At 58.3% G+C, this 16,010-nt stretch carries 13 protein-coding genes; 2 read left to right on the top strand and 11 right to left on the bottom strand.

The genetic code is table 11. The annotated features are described in order from the left end of the window. Nucleotides 1-83: 83 nt before the first annotated feature. The 11 genes from J0G10_RS28060 to J0G10_RS28010 form a co-directional block, all read right to left on the bottom strand. The gene (locus tag J0G10_RS28060; RefSeq protein WP_095126220.1) at nt 84-1,307 is read right to left on the bottom strand and encodes a multifunctional CCA addition/repair protein; all 1,224 of its coding nucleotides are present in this window, start codon (nt 1,305-1,307) and stop codon (nt 84-86) included. Between the two features lie 63 nt (nt 1,308-1,370). After that, nucleotides 1,371-2,933 (bottom strand): SpoVR family protein, encoded by a 1,563-nt coding sequence (locus J0G10_RS28055; RefSeq protein ID WP_093441957.1) that lies wholly within the window; start codon nt 2,931-2,933, stop codon nt 1,371-1,373. Further along, nucleotides 2,930-4,201: a YeaH/YhbH family protein gene (locus J0G10_RS28050; protein ID WP_007910114.1), complete on the bottom strand. Its 1,272-nt coding sequence runs from the start codon at nt 4,199-4,201 to the stop codon at nt 2,930-2,932. Before J0G10_RS28050 ends, J0G10_RS28055 begins: the two co-directional genes overlap by 4 nt. Before the next feature lie 121 nt (nt 4,202-4,322). Further along, nucleotides 4,323-6,245 carry a PrkA family serine protein kinase gene (locus J0G10_RS28045; RefSeq protein ID WP_007910115.1) on the bottom strand — a complete coding sequence of 641 codons (1,923 nt, stop codon included), beginning with the start codon at nt 6,243-6,245 and terminating at the stop codon, nt 4,323-4,325. Nucleotides 6,246-6,542: 297 nt separating this feature from the next. Next, entirely contained in the window at nt 6,543-6,872 is a 330-nt protein-coding gene (gene glpE / locus J0G10_RS28040; RefSeq protein WP_016983139.1) for a thiosulfate sulfurtransferase GlpE, read from the bottom strand. 33 nt (nt 6,873-6,905) lie between these two features. After that, nucleotides 6,906-7,787: a symmetrical bis(5'-nucleosyl)-tetraphosphatase gene (locus tag J0G10_RS28035; protein WP_220557077.1), complete on the bottom strand. Its 882-nt coding sequence runs from the start codon at nt 7,785-7,787 to the stop codon at nt 6,906-6,908. Continuing rightward, nucleotides 7,787-8,167 (bottom strand): Co2+/Mg2+ efflux protein ApaG, encoded by a 381-nt coding sequence (gene apaG, locus J0G10_RS28030; RefSeq protein ID WP_095050313.1) that lies wholly within the window; start codon nt 8,165-8,167, stop codon nt 7,787-7,789. Before apaG ends, J0G10_RS28035 begins: the two co-directional genes overlap by 1 nt. 113 nt (nt 8,168-8,280) lie before the next feature. Then, entirely contained in the window at nt 8,281-9,099 is an 819-nt protein-coding gene (gene rsmA, locus J0G10_RS28025; RefSeq protein WP_095122616.1) for a 16S rRNA (adenine(1518)-N(6)/adenine(1519)-N(6))-dimethyltransferase RsmA, read from the bottom strand. Continuing rightward, a complete protein-coding gene (pdxA, locus tag J0G10_RS28020) occupies nt 9,096-10,085 on the bottom strand; it encodes a 4-hydroxythreonine-4-phosphate dehydrogenase PdxA (protein ID WP_220557076.1) in 990 nt (329 codons plus the stop codon). Before pdxA ends, rsmA begins: the two co-directional genes overlap by 4 nt. Then, nucleotides 10,082-11,398, bottom strand: a complete 1,317-nt coding sequence (gene surA, locus J0G10_RS28015) for a peptidylprolyl isomerase SurA (protein ID WP_405122766.1) — start codon at nt 11,396-11,398, stop codon at nt 10,082-10,084. Before surA ends, pdxA begins: the two co-directional genes overlap by 4 nt. Continuing rightward, nucleotides 11,379-14,192: an LPS-assembly protein LptD gene (locus tag J0G10_RS28010; protein WP_095126217.1), complete on the bottom strand. Its 2,814-nt coding sequence runs from the start codon at nt 14,190-14,192 to the stop codon at nt 11,379-11,381. The genes surA and J0G10_RS28010 overlap by 20 nt, the downstream gene beginning before the upstream one ends. A 130-nt stretch (nt 14,193-14,322) precedes the next feature. Between J0G10_RS28010 and J0G10_RS28005 the strand changes: the two genes are divergently transcribed. Together J0G10_RS28005 and murU are read left to right on the top strand one after the other, a co-directional pair. Further along, a complete protein-coding gene (locus J0G10_RS28005; RefSeq protein WP_220557074.1) occupies nt 14,323-15,342 on the top strand; it encodes an aminoglycoside phosphotransferase family protein in 1,020 nt (339 codons plus the stop codon). Further along, nucleotides 15,339-16,010 (top strand): N-acetylmuramate alpha-1-phosphate uridylyltransferase MurU, encoded by a 672-nt coding sequence (gene murU / locus J0G10_RS28000; protein ID WP_095050318.1) that lies wholly within the window; start codon nt 15,339-15,341, stop codon nt 16,008-16,010. Before J0G10_RS28005 ends, murU begins: the two co-directional genes overlap by 4 nt.

Raw genomic sequence — 16,010 nt, 5'->3', positions numbered from 1 at the left:
AAGCAAAAGATCGCAGCCTGCGGCAGGTCCTGCAGAGAAACGCATATTCCCGTGTGGGAGCAGCCGCAGGCTGTGATCTTGCTTCAGGCGTTCTCTTTGTAAGCCTTCAACGCCTTGAGCCGTTCACGCTTTAGCGCTTCGCCAAGCTCCGGCCCTTTGAATCCCTTCTCCAGCAACGGCTGCACCGCAACCTCTCGCGCAGCCTTCGCCGCACCGCGCAAATAATCCGCCTGTGGATAACTTCTCTGCTCCAGCCCTTTACGGCCTCGGGCGTCCATTTCGCATGCGGCGATAAACTCTTCAAACCGCTGCGGTCGGCGATACACGTCAAAACTCTGCAGCAGGTCAAGCAGCGTCGAGGCCTTCAACTCCAGCGCCCGGTGGCTGTGGGTGTGGTACTTGCCGACCAACAAGGCCAACTCCTGACAATCCTTTGGTGCCTTAAAGCGTTCGTTGACCGCTTTGATCAGCTTCAACCCCGTGTGCTCATGGGCGATGTGTCGCGGCCACTCTTCTTCCGGGGTCAGACCTTTGCCGAGATCGTGCAGCAGGCAAGCCCAGCGAACCGTCAGCGGTTGTTTGTGCCGCGCCGATTGCTCCAGGACGCTAAGGGTGTGCAGGCCGGTATCGATTTCCGGGTGATGCGCTTCAGGTTGTGGCACACCGAAAAGCGCGTCGACTTCCGGCATCAGTACTTTCAGCGCGCCGCAGTCGCGAAGCACCTGAATGAACACTTGCGGCTGATCTTCCATCAGTGCCCGGGAGATTTCTTTCCAGCTACGTTCGGCGGTCAACGCCTCCAGCTCACCGGACTCGCTGAGCTCATGCATCAATTCCAGCGTCTCCGGTGCGACGGTAAAACCCAGCCCGGCATAGCGCGCTGCGAAACGGGCAACGCGCAATACACGGAGGGGATCTTCGGCGAACGCCGGAGAAACGTGGCGCAGAATCCGGGCTTCCAGATCGCGCTGGCCATGGTAGGGATCGGTCAGATTGTGCTCATTGTCCTCGGCCATGGCGTTGATGGTCAGGTCGCGACGAATCAGGTCTTCTTCAAGCGTCACTTCGGGGCTGGCGTGAAAAGTGAAACCGCCATAACCGCGCCCGCTCTTGCGTTCGGTGCGAGCGAGGGCGTACTCCTCGCCGCTTTTGGGATGAAGAAACACCGGGAAATCCGCGCCGACCGGGCGATAACCCTGGGCGAGCATTTCTTCCGTGGTGGCACCGACTACGACCCAATCGATGTCAGTGACTGGTTTGCCCAGCAAGCGATCACGTACGGCACCGCCAACCTTGAAAATCTGCATAAAAAACCTCCGTTAGCCCGACAGAATAACCCTTGCGTCAGACTTTCGGAGGCCGGAACCGGATCAAAGATGAATGACGGCAAGGTCAAGTCGACCGTAATCCCCTTCGCTGTGTTCACTGCGGGGGGGAACGTGGTGGGTTTTCATGATCTGGTCGCCTTGCAGGGTTTCCAGATGGATATCGAAGCCCCACAGGCGATGCAGATGTTTAAGCACTTCGTCAGTGGAGTCTCCCAGCGGTTTGCGATCGTGCTGTTGGTGACGCAAGGTCAGTGAGCGGTCGCCGCGCCGATCGATGCTGTAGATCTGCACGTTCGGTTCACGATTGCCGAGGTTGTATTGCGCGGCCAGCGTTTCGCGGATGATCCGGTAGCCGGGTTCGTCATGAATCGCAGGCACCAACAAGTCGTCCTTCTGATCGTCATCCATGATGCTGAACAGTTTCAGGTCACGGATCACCTTGGGCGACAGATACTGCAGGATGAAACTCTCATCCTTGAAGCTGCTCATGGCGAATTTGATGGTCGACAGCCAGTCGCTCCCGGCAATTTCCGGGAACCAGTGACGATCCTCTTCGGTAGGTTCTTCACACATGCGCCGGATGTCGCGATACATTGCGAAACCCAGCGCGTAGGGGTTGATGCCGTTGTAGTAAGGGCTATCGAAACCTGGCTGGAACACCACACTAGTGTGCGAGGTGAGGAATTCCATCATGAAGCCGTCGGTAACCAGCCCTTCGTCATACAGGTCGTTCATCAGCGTGTAGTGCCAGAATGTTGCCCAGCCTTCGTTCATCACTTGGGTCTGGCGTTGCGGGTAGAAGTACTGGGCGATCTTGCGCACGATCCGCACGATCTCGCGCTGCCACGGTTCCAGTAACGGCGCGTGTTTTTCGATGAAGTACAGGATGTTTTCCTGCGGCTCGGCCGGGAAGCGTGCGTTGTCCTTGTCGCTGTATTTATCCGCGCCTTTGGGAATGGTGCGCCACAAATCGTTGATCTGCTTTTGCATGTGCTCTTCACGATCCTTCTGCCGACGCCGTTCTTCTTCGGCGGAAATCGGGTAAGGACGTTTGTAGCGGTCGACGCCGTAGTTCATCAACGCATGGCAGGAGTCGAGCAGGTCTTCTACTGCATCGATGCCGTGACGCTCCTCGCACTGCATGATGTACTGCTTGGCAAACACCAGGTAATCGATGATCGAGCTGGCGTCGGTCCAGGTGCGGAACAGGTAATTGCCCTTGAAGAAACTGTTATGCCCGTAACAGGCATGGGCCACTACCAGCGCCTGCATGCAGATGGTGTTTTCCTCCATCAGATAGGCGATGCACGGGTCAGAGTTGATCACGATTTCGTAGGCGAGGCCCATCTGCCCACGGCTGTACGACTTTTCCGTGCTGAGGAAGTGTTTGCCGTAGGACCAGTGGTGGTAGCCCAGTGGCATGCCCACCGAGGCATACGCATCCATCATCTGCTCGGCGGTGATCACTTCAATCTGGTTGGGGTAGGTATCCAGCGCATAGCGGGCCGCGATCCGGGCGATTTCGCGGTCATAGGTCTGAATCAGCTCGAACGTCCATTCGGAGCCGGTGGAAATGGGTTGGCGCTTCTGCTCTTTGGCGGTCATGTCACTAACCTGCGCTGGAAGAGTTCACGGAAGACCGGATAGATATCCCCGGCCGAGACCAGTTGCTGCTGGGCAAAAGTGTCAGAAAAGGCTTCGGCGATGCGTTCGTACTCGTACCACAAGGCCTGATGTTCGCGCGGGGTAATCTCCACATAAGTGTAGTACTGCACAAACGGCATGATCTGGTTGATCAGGATGTCGCGGCAGATTGGCGAGTCGTCGTTCCAGTTATCACCATCGGAAGCCTGCGCCGCGTAGATATTCCACTCGTTGCTCGGGTAACGCTCGGCCATGATCTCCTGCATCAGTTTCAGGGCACTGGAAACGATGGTGCCGCCGGTTTCCCGTGAATAGAAAAACTCTTCTTCGTCGACTTCCCGGGCACTGGTGTGGTGGCGGATGAACACGACGTCGATCTTGTCGTAGTTCCGTTTCAGGAACAGGTACAACAGGATGAAAAAGCGTTTGGCGATGTCCTTGGTCGCCTGGGTCATGGAGCCGGAGACGTCCATCAGGCAGAACATCACGGCTTTCGAGCTGGGGTTGGGCTGTTTGATCAGCAAGTTGTATTTCAAGTCGAAGGTATCGAGGAACGGCACACGATGGATGCGCGCGCTGAGTTTCTCGATTTCTGCCTCGAGCTCCTGAATATCGCCGAAGTTATCTGGCTCTTCGCGTCTTAGACGTTCAAGTTCTTCTTTCACTTCACGCAGTTTTGCCCTGCTGCTGCCGGACAAGGCAATGCGCCGAGCATGAGCCGAACGCAGCGTGCGGATGATATTTATCCGCGACGGGTTGCCTTCGTTGCTGATCCCGGCCCGCACGGTTTTGAAGGTGTCGGTACCGCTCAGGTTGCGTTTGACCAGGTTTGGCAGTTCGAGGTCTTCGAACATGAATTCGAGGAATTCTTCCTGAGTGATCTGGAAGACGAATTCGTCCATGCCCTCGCCGGAGTTGCCGGCCTTGCCCGGGCCGCGTCCGCCACCGCCTCCCGGCGGGCGAGCGATGTGTTCGCCGGCGGTGAACTCCTTGTTGCCAGGATGCACCACGGTCTGCTTGCCGCCACGGCCGTGGTGAAGCACCGGTTCGTCGATGTCGCGACCGGGAATACTGATCTGTTCGCCGTGCTCCATATCGGTAATGGAGCGCCGGCTGACCGCCTCTTCGACAGCCTTCTTAATGTGGTCACGGTAACGCCGCAGGAAGCGCTGACGGTTTACCGTGCTCTTGTTCTTGCCATTGAGACGTCGGTCGATCACATAACTCATAGGAAGCCCTCCGGGCAGCTTCAAGTTGTGAGCTTCAAGCTGCAAGTAAAAGCAGGTTCCCGGGCATCAGTGGGTTACGCGCTTTGTTCTTGCAGCTCGTAGCTAAAAGCTTGCAGCTGCTTCACTGCGACTTCCGTACCCGTAGGTACCATTCGGAAAGAAGCCGTACCTGTTTGTCGGTGTAGCCGCGTTCGACCATTCGAGTGACGAAGTCGTTGTGCTTTTGCTGATCCTCTTTGCTGGCCTTGGCATTGAAGCTGATGACTGGCAGCAGGTCCTCGGTGTTCGAGAACATTTTCTTCTCGATGACCACCCGCAGTTTCTCGTAGCTGAGCCAGGTCGGGTTCTTGCCGTTGTTGTTGGCCCGTGCGCGCAGTACGAAGTTGACGATCTCGTTGCGGAAATCCTTCGGATTGCTGATGCCGGCCGGTTTTTCGATTTTCTCCAGTTCTTCGTTCAGCGCGACGCGGTTGAGAATCTCGCCGGTTTCCGGATCGCGGTATTCCTGATCCTGAATCCAGAAGTCCGCGTACAGCACGTAGCGGTCGAAGATGTTCTGGCCGTACTCGCTGTAAGACTCGAGGTACGCGGTCTGGATCTCCTTGCCGATGAATTCGATATAACGCGGCGCCAGGTATTCCTTCAGGTAGCGCAGGTAGCGCTCGCGGGTTTCGGCCTGGAATTGCTCCTGTTCGATCTGCTGTTCCAGCACATAGAGCAGATGCACCGGGTTGGCGGCGATTTCATGCGGGTCGAAGTTGAAGACCTTGGAGAGGATCTTGAACGCGAAGCGGGTCGACAGCCCGTTCATGCCCTCGTCGACGCCTGCCGAGTCGCGGTATTCCTGGATCGACTTGGCCTTTGGATCGGTGTCCTTGAGGTTTTCGCCGTCGTAGACGCGCATCTTCGAATAGATGTTGGAGTTTTCCGGCTCCTTGAGGCGCGACAGCACAGTGAACTGTGCGAGCATCTTCAAGGTGTCCGGCGCGCAATGCGCTTTGGCCAGGGAGCTGTTGAACAGCAGTTTGTCGTAGATCTTCACTTCGTCGCTGACGCGCAGGCAATACGGCACTTTGACGATGTAGATCCGGTCGATGAACGCTTCGTTGTTCTTGTTGTTGCGGAAGGTGTGCCATTCCGATTCGTTGGAGTGGGCGAGCAGGATCCCGGTGAACGGAATCGCGCCGAGGCCTTCGGTACTGTTGTAGTTGCCTTCCTGAGTCGCGGTCAGCAACGGGTGGAGCACCTTGATCGGTGCCTTGAACATTTCGACGAATTCCATCAGGCCCTGGTTGGCCCGGCACAGCGCACCGGAATAGCTGTAGGCGTCGGCGTCGTTCTGTGGGTATTCCTCGAGTTTACGGATGTCGACTTTACCGACCAGTGCGGAAATGTCCTGGTTGTTCTCGTCACCCGGTTCGGTCTTGGCCACGGCAATCTGGTTAAGGATCGACGGGTACAGTTTGACCACGCGGAACTGGCTGATGTCGCCGCCGAATTCGGCCAGGCGTTTGGTCGCCCATGGCGACATGATGGTGTTCAGGTAGCGCCGCGGGATACCGAAGTCTTCTTCGAGGATCGCGCCATCTTCGGTGGCGTTGAACAGACCCAGTGGCGATTCGAATACCGGCGAGCCCTTGATCGCGTAGAAGGGCACTTTTTCAATCAGTTGTTTCAGCTTTTCGGCCAGGGACGATTTACCGCCACCGACGGGACCGAGCAGATAAAGGATCTGTTTCTTCTCTTCCAGGCCTTGGGCGGCATGGCGGAAATACGAAACGATCTGGTCGATGCATTCTTCCATCCCGTGGAAGTCTTCAAAGGCCGGATAGCGACGGATCACCTTGTTGGAGAAGATGCGTGACAGCCTCGAGTTGGTCGAGGTGTCGAGCAGTTCCGGTTCACCGATGGCTAGCAATAGACGCTCGGCGGCGGAAACGTAGGCGCTACGGTCTTTCTTGCACAGCTCCAGGTACTCTTGCAGCGAGAGTTCTTCCTGGCGTGTGGACTCGAAGCGTTGTTGGAAGTGGCTAAAGATACTCATGACGTCACCTCGCTCGATACGTGGAGCCGACGCCGGATCACTCAGTCGATGCTGGCAAGCAGCCGCAGTAGCAGCCGATTGTTTACCCCCCAGAACACTTCCACGATCGACAATCGTGAAAGTCACTCCCGATGACCCGTGCGCCGGTGTACCGGCTCTCCCCTGATTTGGATGGCCTGGGCTTAAGGATAGTTGGGAATTCGGGAGGTAAAGGCGAGATACGTAATTAGTTGTGGCAAGACCGTTCGTCTGCCCGCGCAGGCCCACGGCAGCCGGGGCCTGCGCGTGACAAAAAAATTATTCGGCGGTGCCTTGCGCAGTTTCCGCAGGATAAGTCGTACGCCACAACTCGAAGCCGCCGTCCATGCTGTAGACGTCGGAGAAGCCTTGGCTGATCAGGTAGGCCGCAGCACCCTGGCTGGAGTTGCCGTGGTAGCAGACGACCACGGTCGGTGCATCAAGGTCAGCGCCTTGAATGAAAGCGTGCAGGGAATGATTGTCCAGATGCTTCGAGCCGCTGATGTGCAGGGCGGCGAAAGTCGCCGGGTCGCGTACGTCGACGACGACGGCGCCTTGTTCACGCAGGGCCTGGGCCTGTTCCGGGGGGATTCGTTTGAATTCGCTCATGGCGGGTTCCTGTTGCTCGGCTGAAAGCGCAGTCTAACGCGGTGCGCTGACTGGCGAAGTTTGGGGGATAAGTGGTGCGACAGTTGGCGCGAGTCCGCCGTGTTCGTCGCATTTGCACGACAGCCGTTCGCCGCTGTCGACATTCATCAGGGTCAGGCTGCCGCCCCAGACACAACCGGTGTCGAGCGCCGAGATACCTGGCTCATGGATATTGCCTTCGAGTGCCGCCCAGTGGCCGAAGATGATGCGCAGGCCTTTAGTCTTGCGATCCTTGTGCTGAAACCACGGTTTATATCCGGCGGGTGCTGTGTCGAGGCCTTCCTTGCTCTTGAGGTCGAGTTTGCCTTCGGCGGTGCAGAAGCGCATGCGGGTGAAGTAGTTGGTGATGACGCGCAAGCGTGTCACGCCTTTGAGATCGTTGTCCCATTTCGCCGGATCGTTGCCGTACATGCCGTCGAGGTAGGCGAGCAGCATGTTGTCGTCTCGCAGGGCCGTTTCGACTTCGGCGGCGCACTTCATTGCGCGGCTCAGCGACCATTGCGGTGGAATGCCAGCGTGAACCATGGCGACATCGCGCTGCTCGTCGTAGTGCATGAGCTTTTGTTGGCGTACCCACTCCAGCAGTTCCGCGCTGTCCGGGGCATCGAGAATCTCGCGCAGGGTGTCGGACTTCTTCAAGCGCTCGATATTTCTAGCCGCTGCCAGCAAATGCAGGTCGTGGTTACCGAGCACGCAGACCAGCGATTCACGCATGCGATATAGAAAACGCAGGGTTTCCAGTGATTGCGGGCCACGGTTGACCAGGTCACCGACCAGCCACAGTCGATCAAGCTGTGGGTCGAACGCCACTTGCTTGAGCAGGCATTTCAGCGGTTCGAGGCAGCCCTGCAGGTCGCCGACGGCATACGTCGCCATCAGTGCAAAGACCCGGGCACGGCGAGGCGGAACGGCTTGATGATGGCGTCGAAATGTTTACCGTCGTCGGCGACCATTTGGTAAGTGCCTTGCATGGTGCCGACCTTGGTGGTCATCACTGTGCCGCTGCTGTAGGTGTGGCTTTTGCCGGCATCGATCAACGGTTGCTGGCCGACCACGCCAGCGCCGCGTACTTCCTCTACATGACCATCACCGTCGGTGATCACCCAGTGCCGCGAAAGTAGCTTGGCAGGGATTGCGCCATTGTTCTGCACAGTGATGGTGTAGGCGAAGGCGAAGCGGTCGTGCTCGGGTTGCGATTGGTCTGCCAGATAGCGGGTGACGACGCTGACATCGACCTGGTAACGGGAATCGGACATGCAAGAGGCCTTAAACGAAGCGGAACGCGGGGCGTAGCTGATGGGGATTCAGTCTAGGCAAGTATCGGGCAGTAAACCAGAGTGGCGTCCTGCCCGATAGCGTTCATCGTTTATCAGTCGGCGGCGGGGGAGGCCGGGACTTGTACCGCGAGCTGGTCGGCCAGACGTACGAACGCGGCCAGATCCAGTTGCTCCGGACGCAAGCTGCCATCGACGCCGGCGGCTTCGATCTCGGCATTGCTGAGCAGTTGCTTGAGAGTGTTGCGCAAGGTCTTGCGGCGTTGGTTGAACGCTTCGCGCACCACGCGCTCCAGCAGCTTGTGATCCTTGGCCGGGTGCGGCAGTACGGCGTGCGGCACCAAGCGGACGATGGCCGAGTCGACCTTCGGCGGCGGGTTGAACGCGCCCGGACCCACGTTGAACAGATGTTCTACACGGCAGTGGTACTGAACCATGATCGACAGACGACCCCAGTCACCACCACCCGGGCCTGCAGCCAGACGCTCGACCACTTCTTTCTGCAGCATGAAGTGCATGTCGCGAATGATGCCGGCATTGTTCAGCAGGTGAAAAATCAGCGGCGTGGAGATGTTGTACGGCAGGTTGCCAACCACACGCAGGCTGTTTGGCGCAGCGTTGAGCGTGTTGAAGTCGAACTTCAGTGCATCGCCCTGATGCAGGTTGAAGTTGCTCTTTCCGGCAAACTGCTGGTTGAGGATCGGGATCAGATCCTTGTCCAGTTCCACCACGTCGAGTTGTGCGCCGGAGTTGAGCAGGCCGGCGGTCAGTGCGCCCTGGCCCGGGCCGATTTCCAGCAGGCGATCTTCAGACTTGGCGCTGATGGAGCGCAGGATGCGGTCGATGACGCCGGCATCGTGCAGGAAGTTCTGGCCAAAGCGTTTGCGCGCCTTGTGTTGGTATTGCTCGGTCATAAACGGGTCTCGGCCATCTGGTAGGCGGTTTCCAGGGCGACTTGCATGCTGCCGGTATCGATCTTGCCGCTGCCGGCCAGATCCAGGGCGGTGCCGTGATCGACCGACGTGCGGATGATCGGCAGACCAAGGGTCACGTTGACGGCAGCGCCGAAGCCTTTGTACTTAAGCACAGGCAAACCCTGGTCGTGGTACATCGCCAGCACTGCGTCGCAGTGCTCCAGATATTTGGGGGTAAACAGAGTGTCGGCAGGCAGCGGGCCACGAAGGTCCATGCCCTCGCCGCGCAGGCGCTCTAATGTCGGTTCAATGATGTCGATTTCTTCATGGCCCAGGTGTCCGCCTTCACCGGCGTGCGGGTTGAGTCCGCAAACCAGGATGCGCGGGCGGGCGATGCCGAATTTATTTTGCAGGTCGCTGTGCAGGATCCGTGTCACGCGCTCCAGCCGTTCGGGTGTGATTGCGTCGGCAATCTCGCGCAGGGGCAGGTGAGTGGTGACCAGTGCCACGCGCAAACCGCGGGTGGCGAGCATCATCACCACTTGGGCGGTGTGGGTCAGGTCAGCGAGAAATTCCGTGTGCCCGGAAAAGGCGATGCCGGACTCGTTGATCACGCCTTTGTGCACAGGTGCGGTGATCATTCCGGCGAAATCACCCTTCAGGCAGCCATTGCCGGCGCGGGTCAAGGTCTCGAGGACGAATGCGGCGTTGGCTTTGTCCAGTTGCCCGGCAACCACGGGAGCGCTGAGTGGTGTGTCCCAGACATACAGGCTGCCTGCGGGTGCAGGAGCATCCGGCCAGATGCCAGGCGCAACATCCAGCAAAGTGACGGCCAGCCCCAACTGCGCGGCCCGCTCGGAGAGCAGGTCGCGGCTGGTGATGGCAATCAGGGGATGTGGCTGGGCTTGCGAGGCGAGCAGCAGGCACAGGTCGGGACCGATGCCGGCTGGTTCGCCGGGTGTCAGCGCGAAACGCTGGGGTTTCACTGCGCTGCCTGGTCTGCACCAGGGAGTTTGATCTCTACGTACGCTTCGTCACGGATCTGACGCAGCCAGGTTTGCAGCTCTTCGTCGTATTTGCGGTTACGCAGTACGGTCATGGCTTGCTGCTCGCGGGCCTGTTCAGTGCTGTCGGTGGCGCGACGGCCAAGGACTTCCAGAACGTGCCAGCCATATTGAGTCTGGAATGGCTTGGACAGCTGACCTTGTGGGGTCTTGGCCATCACTTCGCGGAATTCCGGTACCAGTGCGTTCGGGTCGATCCAGTTCAGGTCGCCGCCGTTGAGCGCCGAACCCGGGTCTTCGGAATAGCTTTTCGCCAGAGTGGCGAAATCTTCACCGGCCACGATGCGTTCATACAAAGATTGAACCAGCGCTTTGGTTTTCGCTTCATCACGAATCGGGCTTGGCTTCACCAGAATGTGACGAACATGCACTTCGTCACGCATCTGCGCTTCGCCACCACGCTTGGCCAGCAGCTTGAGGATGATGAAACCACCCGGTGTGCGTGCAGGTTGAGTGATGTCGCCGACGGCCATGCTGCTCAGCTCGCGGTCGAACGGCGGTGGCAGTTGCGCGGCTTTACGCCAGCCCATGTCGCCGCCTTCCAGAGCGTTGTCGCTGCCGGATTTGGCAACGGCCATCTGGCCGAAGTCAGCGCCTTGCTTGAGCTGCTGGTAAACCTCCATGGCCTGACGGGCAGCACTCTGAATCGCGTCAGAGTTGGCGCTTTCCGGCGTCGGGATCAGGATGTTGGCCAGGTGCAGCTCTTCGGACAGTTGCATTTTGCCCAGGTCGGAAGCGAGGAAGTTCTTCACTTCCTGCTCGGAAACCTGAATGCGTTCTGCCACGCGACGCTGACGCACGCGGCTGATGATCATCTCGCGTTTGATCTGATCGCGGGCGTCGTCATAGTTCAGGCCGTCGCGAGCCAGAGCAGCACGGAACTGCTCAACCGACATGTTATTGCGCTGGGCAATGGTGCCGACCGCCTGGTTCAGTTCTTCATCGGTGATGCGGATGCCGGAGCGTTCGCCGATCTGCAGTTGCAGGTTTTCGACGATCAGGCGCTCAAGCACCTGTTGATCCAGTACGCCAGGAGGCGGCAAGCCGCCGCCACGCTTGGCGATGGTCTGCTGTACTTCGTGGACGCGTTGATCCAGTTGGCTCTGCATGACCACATCGTTGTCGACGATCGCTACCACTTTGTCGATGGATTGAACTGCGGCGTTCGCCGCAGTACCCAGGAACAGCGCGCCCAGCATCAGCGGGCGCAGACAATCAGAAAGCTTGGTCTTCACGTTCACGATAACCTTGAATGCCTTTGTCGAGGAAGCTCTCTACCTTGGCGCCAGTGAGGCCGCCGAGTCCCTTCAGAACAATTTGGAGGAAGACGCCATGGTCGCCTTTTTCGTTTTGCGGAGCTTCCTGGCTGAACTCGTCATAGGAAACCCAGTAACGGTTGATCAGGCGCAGTTTCCAGCAGCAGTTGTCGTACTCGAAACCACCGAAGGCTTCCAAGGTACGGTTACGGTTGTAGTCATACTGCCAGCGGCTGATCGCGTTCCACTGTGGAACGATCGGCCAGATAACCGAGAAGTCATGCTGCTGGATCTTGTAGTAGTCCTTCACGTAGCCAGGTGTGCCCGGAGTGCCGTAGTCACCACCACCCACCGACCATTTGCCGGTGTTTTGGTCATAACGGACCTGGTCATTGCGATAGCGGTAGCCGGCGTTGATAACCTTGTTCGGGTTGTCTTCAGGCTGATAGTGGAACATCGCGCTGCCGGAACGTGGGCTGCGGCTGTCCGGATCCCAGTTGTAGTCGGCCGTGGTGCGCCAATCGCGGTTCCAGCGGTATTCGTATTCCAGTGCATATGGCGAAACGTTGGATTTCGCGTCGTCACGGGTTTTGGCATCGATACCTGGCAGTTGAACTTCGCGATCCTTGAAGTACAGAGCCTGGCCGACACTGATGCGTTGACGCTCGAAACCGTCGTCTTCGATCCAGCGGCTGGTCACGCCCAGCGACAGTTTGTTCTCGTCGCCGACACGGTCGGAGCCGGAGAAGCGGTTGTCACGGAACAGCGACGAGTAGTTGAAGGTGTACTCGCTGGTGTCGAATACAGGAATGTCTTCCTGATTCTCCTCGGGCACGTAGAGGTAGAACAGTCGCGGTTCCAGCGTCTGACGGTAGTTCTTGCCGAAGAAAGACGTGTTGCGGTCGAAGTAGAGGCCGCTGTCGATGCTGGCGATTGGCACGCCACGGTTCTGATTGCTACCGAACTTGCCACCTACGTAGTCGGTGCCTGCCGCAGCTGCAGCATTCTGCTGAGCAACGATCTGCGACTTACCGGTACCGTCCAGATCCAGCTGATACTGGGTGTACTGATACTTCAGCGATGGCTTCAAGAAGCCATAGGTCCAGTTCATCGGCAGGCTGACACCCGGCTTCAAATTCAGACGGTCGCCGTTGGCACGGGCCAGGCCTTGAACGTTGGTATCCAGACGCGGTGACGCGTTACCGTTTTCATCGATGAAGTTGCCAGTTTTCAAATCACGATCAAACCGCACAATCTCGGTCTCGTAATCGAAATTCAAACCTTCCGGATGATACGGCAGCTGACCATTGAAGGTGATCTGCGGCAGACGACCATACGGCGTGATGTTCGAAACAGTAGCCAATTGGTACTGCTGAGCATTCAAGCGAGCGGTATAGCTGTCGCCACGATAAGTAACCGCGCCCTGCTGGTTCACGAAGTCGCTGGATTTCACGCCAATCTGGTCAGTCTGCAGATCCTGGAAGTAATAAGGATCGCTGATCTTGGTGTAGTCGACTTCGGTGAGCACACGGGAGTCGAGACCACCCTTGTGCTGCCAGTTGTACATGTAGCGGGTTTTTTCGTAGTCGGTCTGCTTGCTGCGTTCGGTATCGTCATCGTTCAGATACGCCGCACCAAACTGACCTTCACTCGACTTGGTCAGGTAACGGAACTCACCCTCCACCAACATGCCACGCTTGCTCATGTAACGCGGGTACAACGTGGCGTCGTAGTTCGGTGCCAGGTTGAAGTAGTAAGGTGTAACCAGCATGAAGCCGGTGTCGCTGCCGCTGCCAATGGTCGGTGGCAGGAAACCCGACTGACGACGGTCGTCGATCGGGAAGTAGATGTACGGCGTGTACAGAATCGGAATGTCTTTTACGCGCAGCGTCACGTTGGTCGCGGTACCGAAACCGGTGGCCGGGTTCAAGGTGATGTTGTTGCCCTTGAGCTGCCAGGCGTTGCTGTTCGGTTCGCACGTGGTGTACGTGCCGTCCTTCAGACGGATGATCGCGTTTTCGGCACGCTTGGCGTACAGCGCGTTACCGCGGATGCGCGATTTGTGCATCACGTATTCGGCGTTGTCGACCTTGGCTTCACCGGTGTCTAGCTGCACATCGGCGTGGTCGCCGACAATCAGCGCGCCGTTGTCGCGGATACGTACATCGCCATTGAGTTCGGCGCGGCTCTCGGCCTGATACAGGCTGGCCTCGTCGGATTCGACCTGCATGCTGCCCTGACGCAGGACAACATCACCGGCCAGCGTACCGACTTGATCATCGGTGTTATAGCGCGAGGCTTTTGCGCCGATAAAGGTCGGAGCATCGCTTTTGTTCGTCTTGTCATTCATGCCAGGACGAATCGGTTCGATGTAGGCACCAGAGCAGTAAGGCCCGGTCTCGGCCAATTGGGCGGCGGTGAGCTTCTCGCGCGGAACCCAGTCGAGGTGACTGAAGTCTTCGCTACGGGATTTCAAACCGCGGCCCTTGGCTTCGGTGACCAGCGCCGTTTTTGGCGCTGTGTCGGCAGCCGAACCGTTCTCGGTCGCCGCTTCGCCGGTAGCACTGACGGCACTGCCGTCATGCACCGGACGCGGCGGCAACGCAGCAGCGGTTGATTTGGGCGCACAGGCCCAACCACCCGAAGCCGAGACGGAGCAGTCATACTGCTCGGCGGCAACAACGAATTGACTGGCCAGAGGTTGCATAGCCAGCAGACTGCCGGTTACCAACAACGGAAATTTTTTACGAAACGCGGGGGATTTCAATGCCATCTTATTAGTCCGGGCTTCCTGCGTGCCATCTGCCCGCGGTGTGGGCCGCACGCCTCTCGATGGTCTGAAAAAGATGCTGGATAATAAAGCATGACCCGCTTGACGGCTAGCGCCGTCGGAGACCCTTGCAATGCCTGACCAAGATGTACGCTTGCAACACCTGAAAGTTTGGCTCGATGAGCAGTTGGCAATCCTGTTTGCAGATCAGGGCTGGGGCACCGTGCCCCCGGCCACGTTGACTGCGGCCAGCAGCGACGCGAGTTTCCGCCGTTACTTCCGCTGGGAAGGCGAGGGGCGCAGCTTCGTCGTGATGGACGCGCCGCCCCCCCAGGAAAACTGCAAACCGTTCGTGGATATCGCTTTTTTGCTGGCGAAATCCGGAATAAATGTGCCGAAAATTTATGCCGAGGACCTCGAGCGCGGATTTCTTTTGCTCAATGACTTGGGTAATCAGACCTATCTCGACGTGATCGATGGCGAAAATGCCGACGCATTGTTCGCCGATGCCTTGCAAGCGCTGCTGGCTTTTCAGCAGTTGCCGATGGTTGCACCGTTGCCGAGCTACGACGTTGCCTTGCTGCGCCGTGAGCTGGAACTGTTCCCTGAGTGGTATGTGAAGCGTGAACTCGGTGTCGAATTCGATTCGACTCAGCAACAGCAGTGGCAGCAGGTTAGTGATCTGCTGATCGACAGCGCACTCGCTCAACCCAAAGTGCTGGTACACCGCGACTACATGCCCCGCAACCTGATGCTCAGCGAACCGAATCCCGGCGTGCTGGATTTCCAGGATGCGGTTTATGGCCCGGTGACCTACGACGTGACCTGCCTGTTCAAGGACGCCTTCCTCAGTTGGCCTGAAGAGCGCGTGCGCGGCTGGCTGGAAAATTACTGGCAGCAAGCATCGGCGCTGAACATTCCAGTGCAGCCCGACTTCGAAGACTTCCTGCGCGCCAGCGATCTGATGGGCGTGCAGCGTCATTTGAAAGTCATCGGCATCTTCGCGCGCATCTGCCACCGTGACGGCAAGCCGCGTTATCTGGCCGACGTGCCACGTTTCTTCTCCTATATAGAAGCGGTGATTGCGCGTCGTCCTGAATTGGCCGAACTGCAAGCGCTGTTCACCAGCCTGCGGGGTGGAGCAACAGCATGAAGGCAATGATTCTGGCGGCAGGCAAAGGCGAGCGCATGCGTCCGCTGACCCTGACCACGCCGAAACCACTGGTGCGTGCCGGCGGTGTTCCGTTGATCGAATATCACCTGCGCGCCCTCGCGGCCGCAGGATTCAACGAGATCGTGATCAACCACGCCTGGCTCGGTCAGCAGATCGAGGATTATCTGGGTGACGGTTCGCGATTTGGTGTGAGCATTCAGTACTCGCCCGAAGGCGAGCCACTGGAAACCGGCGGCGGGATTTTCCGGGCGCTGCCGATGCTTGGCGATGATGCGTTCCTGGTGGTCAACGGTGATATCTGGACCGATTATGACTTCAGCGTCCTGCACCAGCCGATCAACGGACTCGCGCATCTGGTCCTTGCGGACAACCCGACGCATCACCCGAACGGTGATTTCACGTTGGCCGACGGCCAGGTGATCGATGGCCAGCCCGACGCTGCAACCCTGACCTACAGCGGCATCGCTGTGCTGCATCCGCAACTGTTCGATGGCTGCACCGACGGCGCGTTCAAGCTGGCACCGCTGCTGCGCAAAGCCATGGCGGCTGGCGAAGTGAGTGGCGAACGCCTGAAAGGGCACTGGGTCGATGTCGGTACGCATGAGCGTCTGGCCGAAGCTGAAACATTGATAGAAGCGAGTCGCTGA

This window comes from Pseudomonas germanica, assembly GCF_019614655.1.
GTDB lineage: Bacteria > Pseudomonadota > Gammaproteobacteria > Pseudomonadales > Pseudomonadaceae > Aquipseudomonas > Aquipseudomonas neuropathica.
The sequence above is the reverse complement of the archived record's forward strand: the minus strand, read 5'-3'. Positions and strand labels throughout refer to the sequence as shown.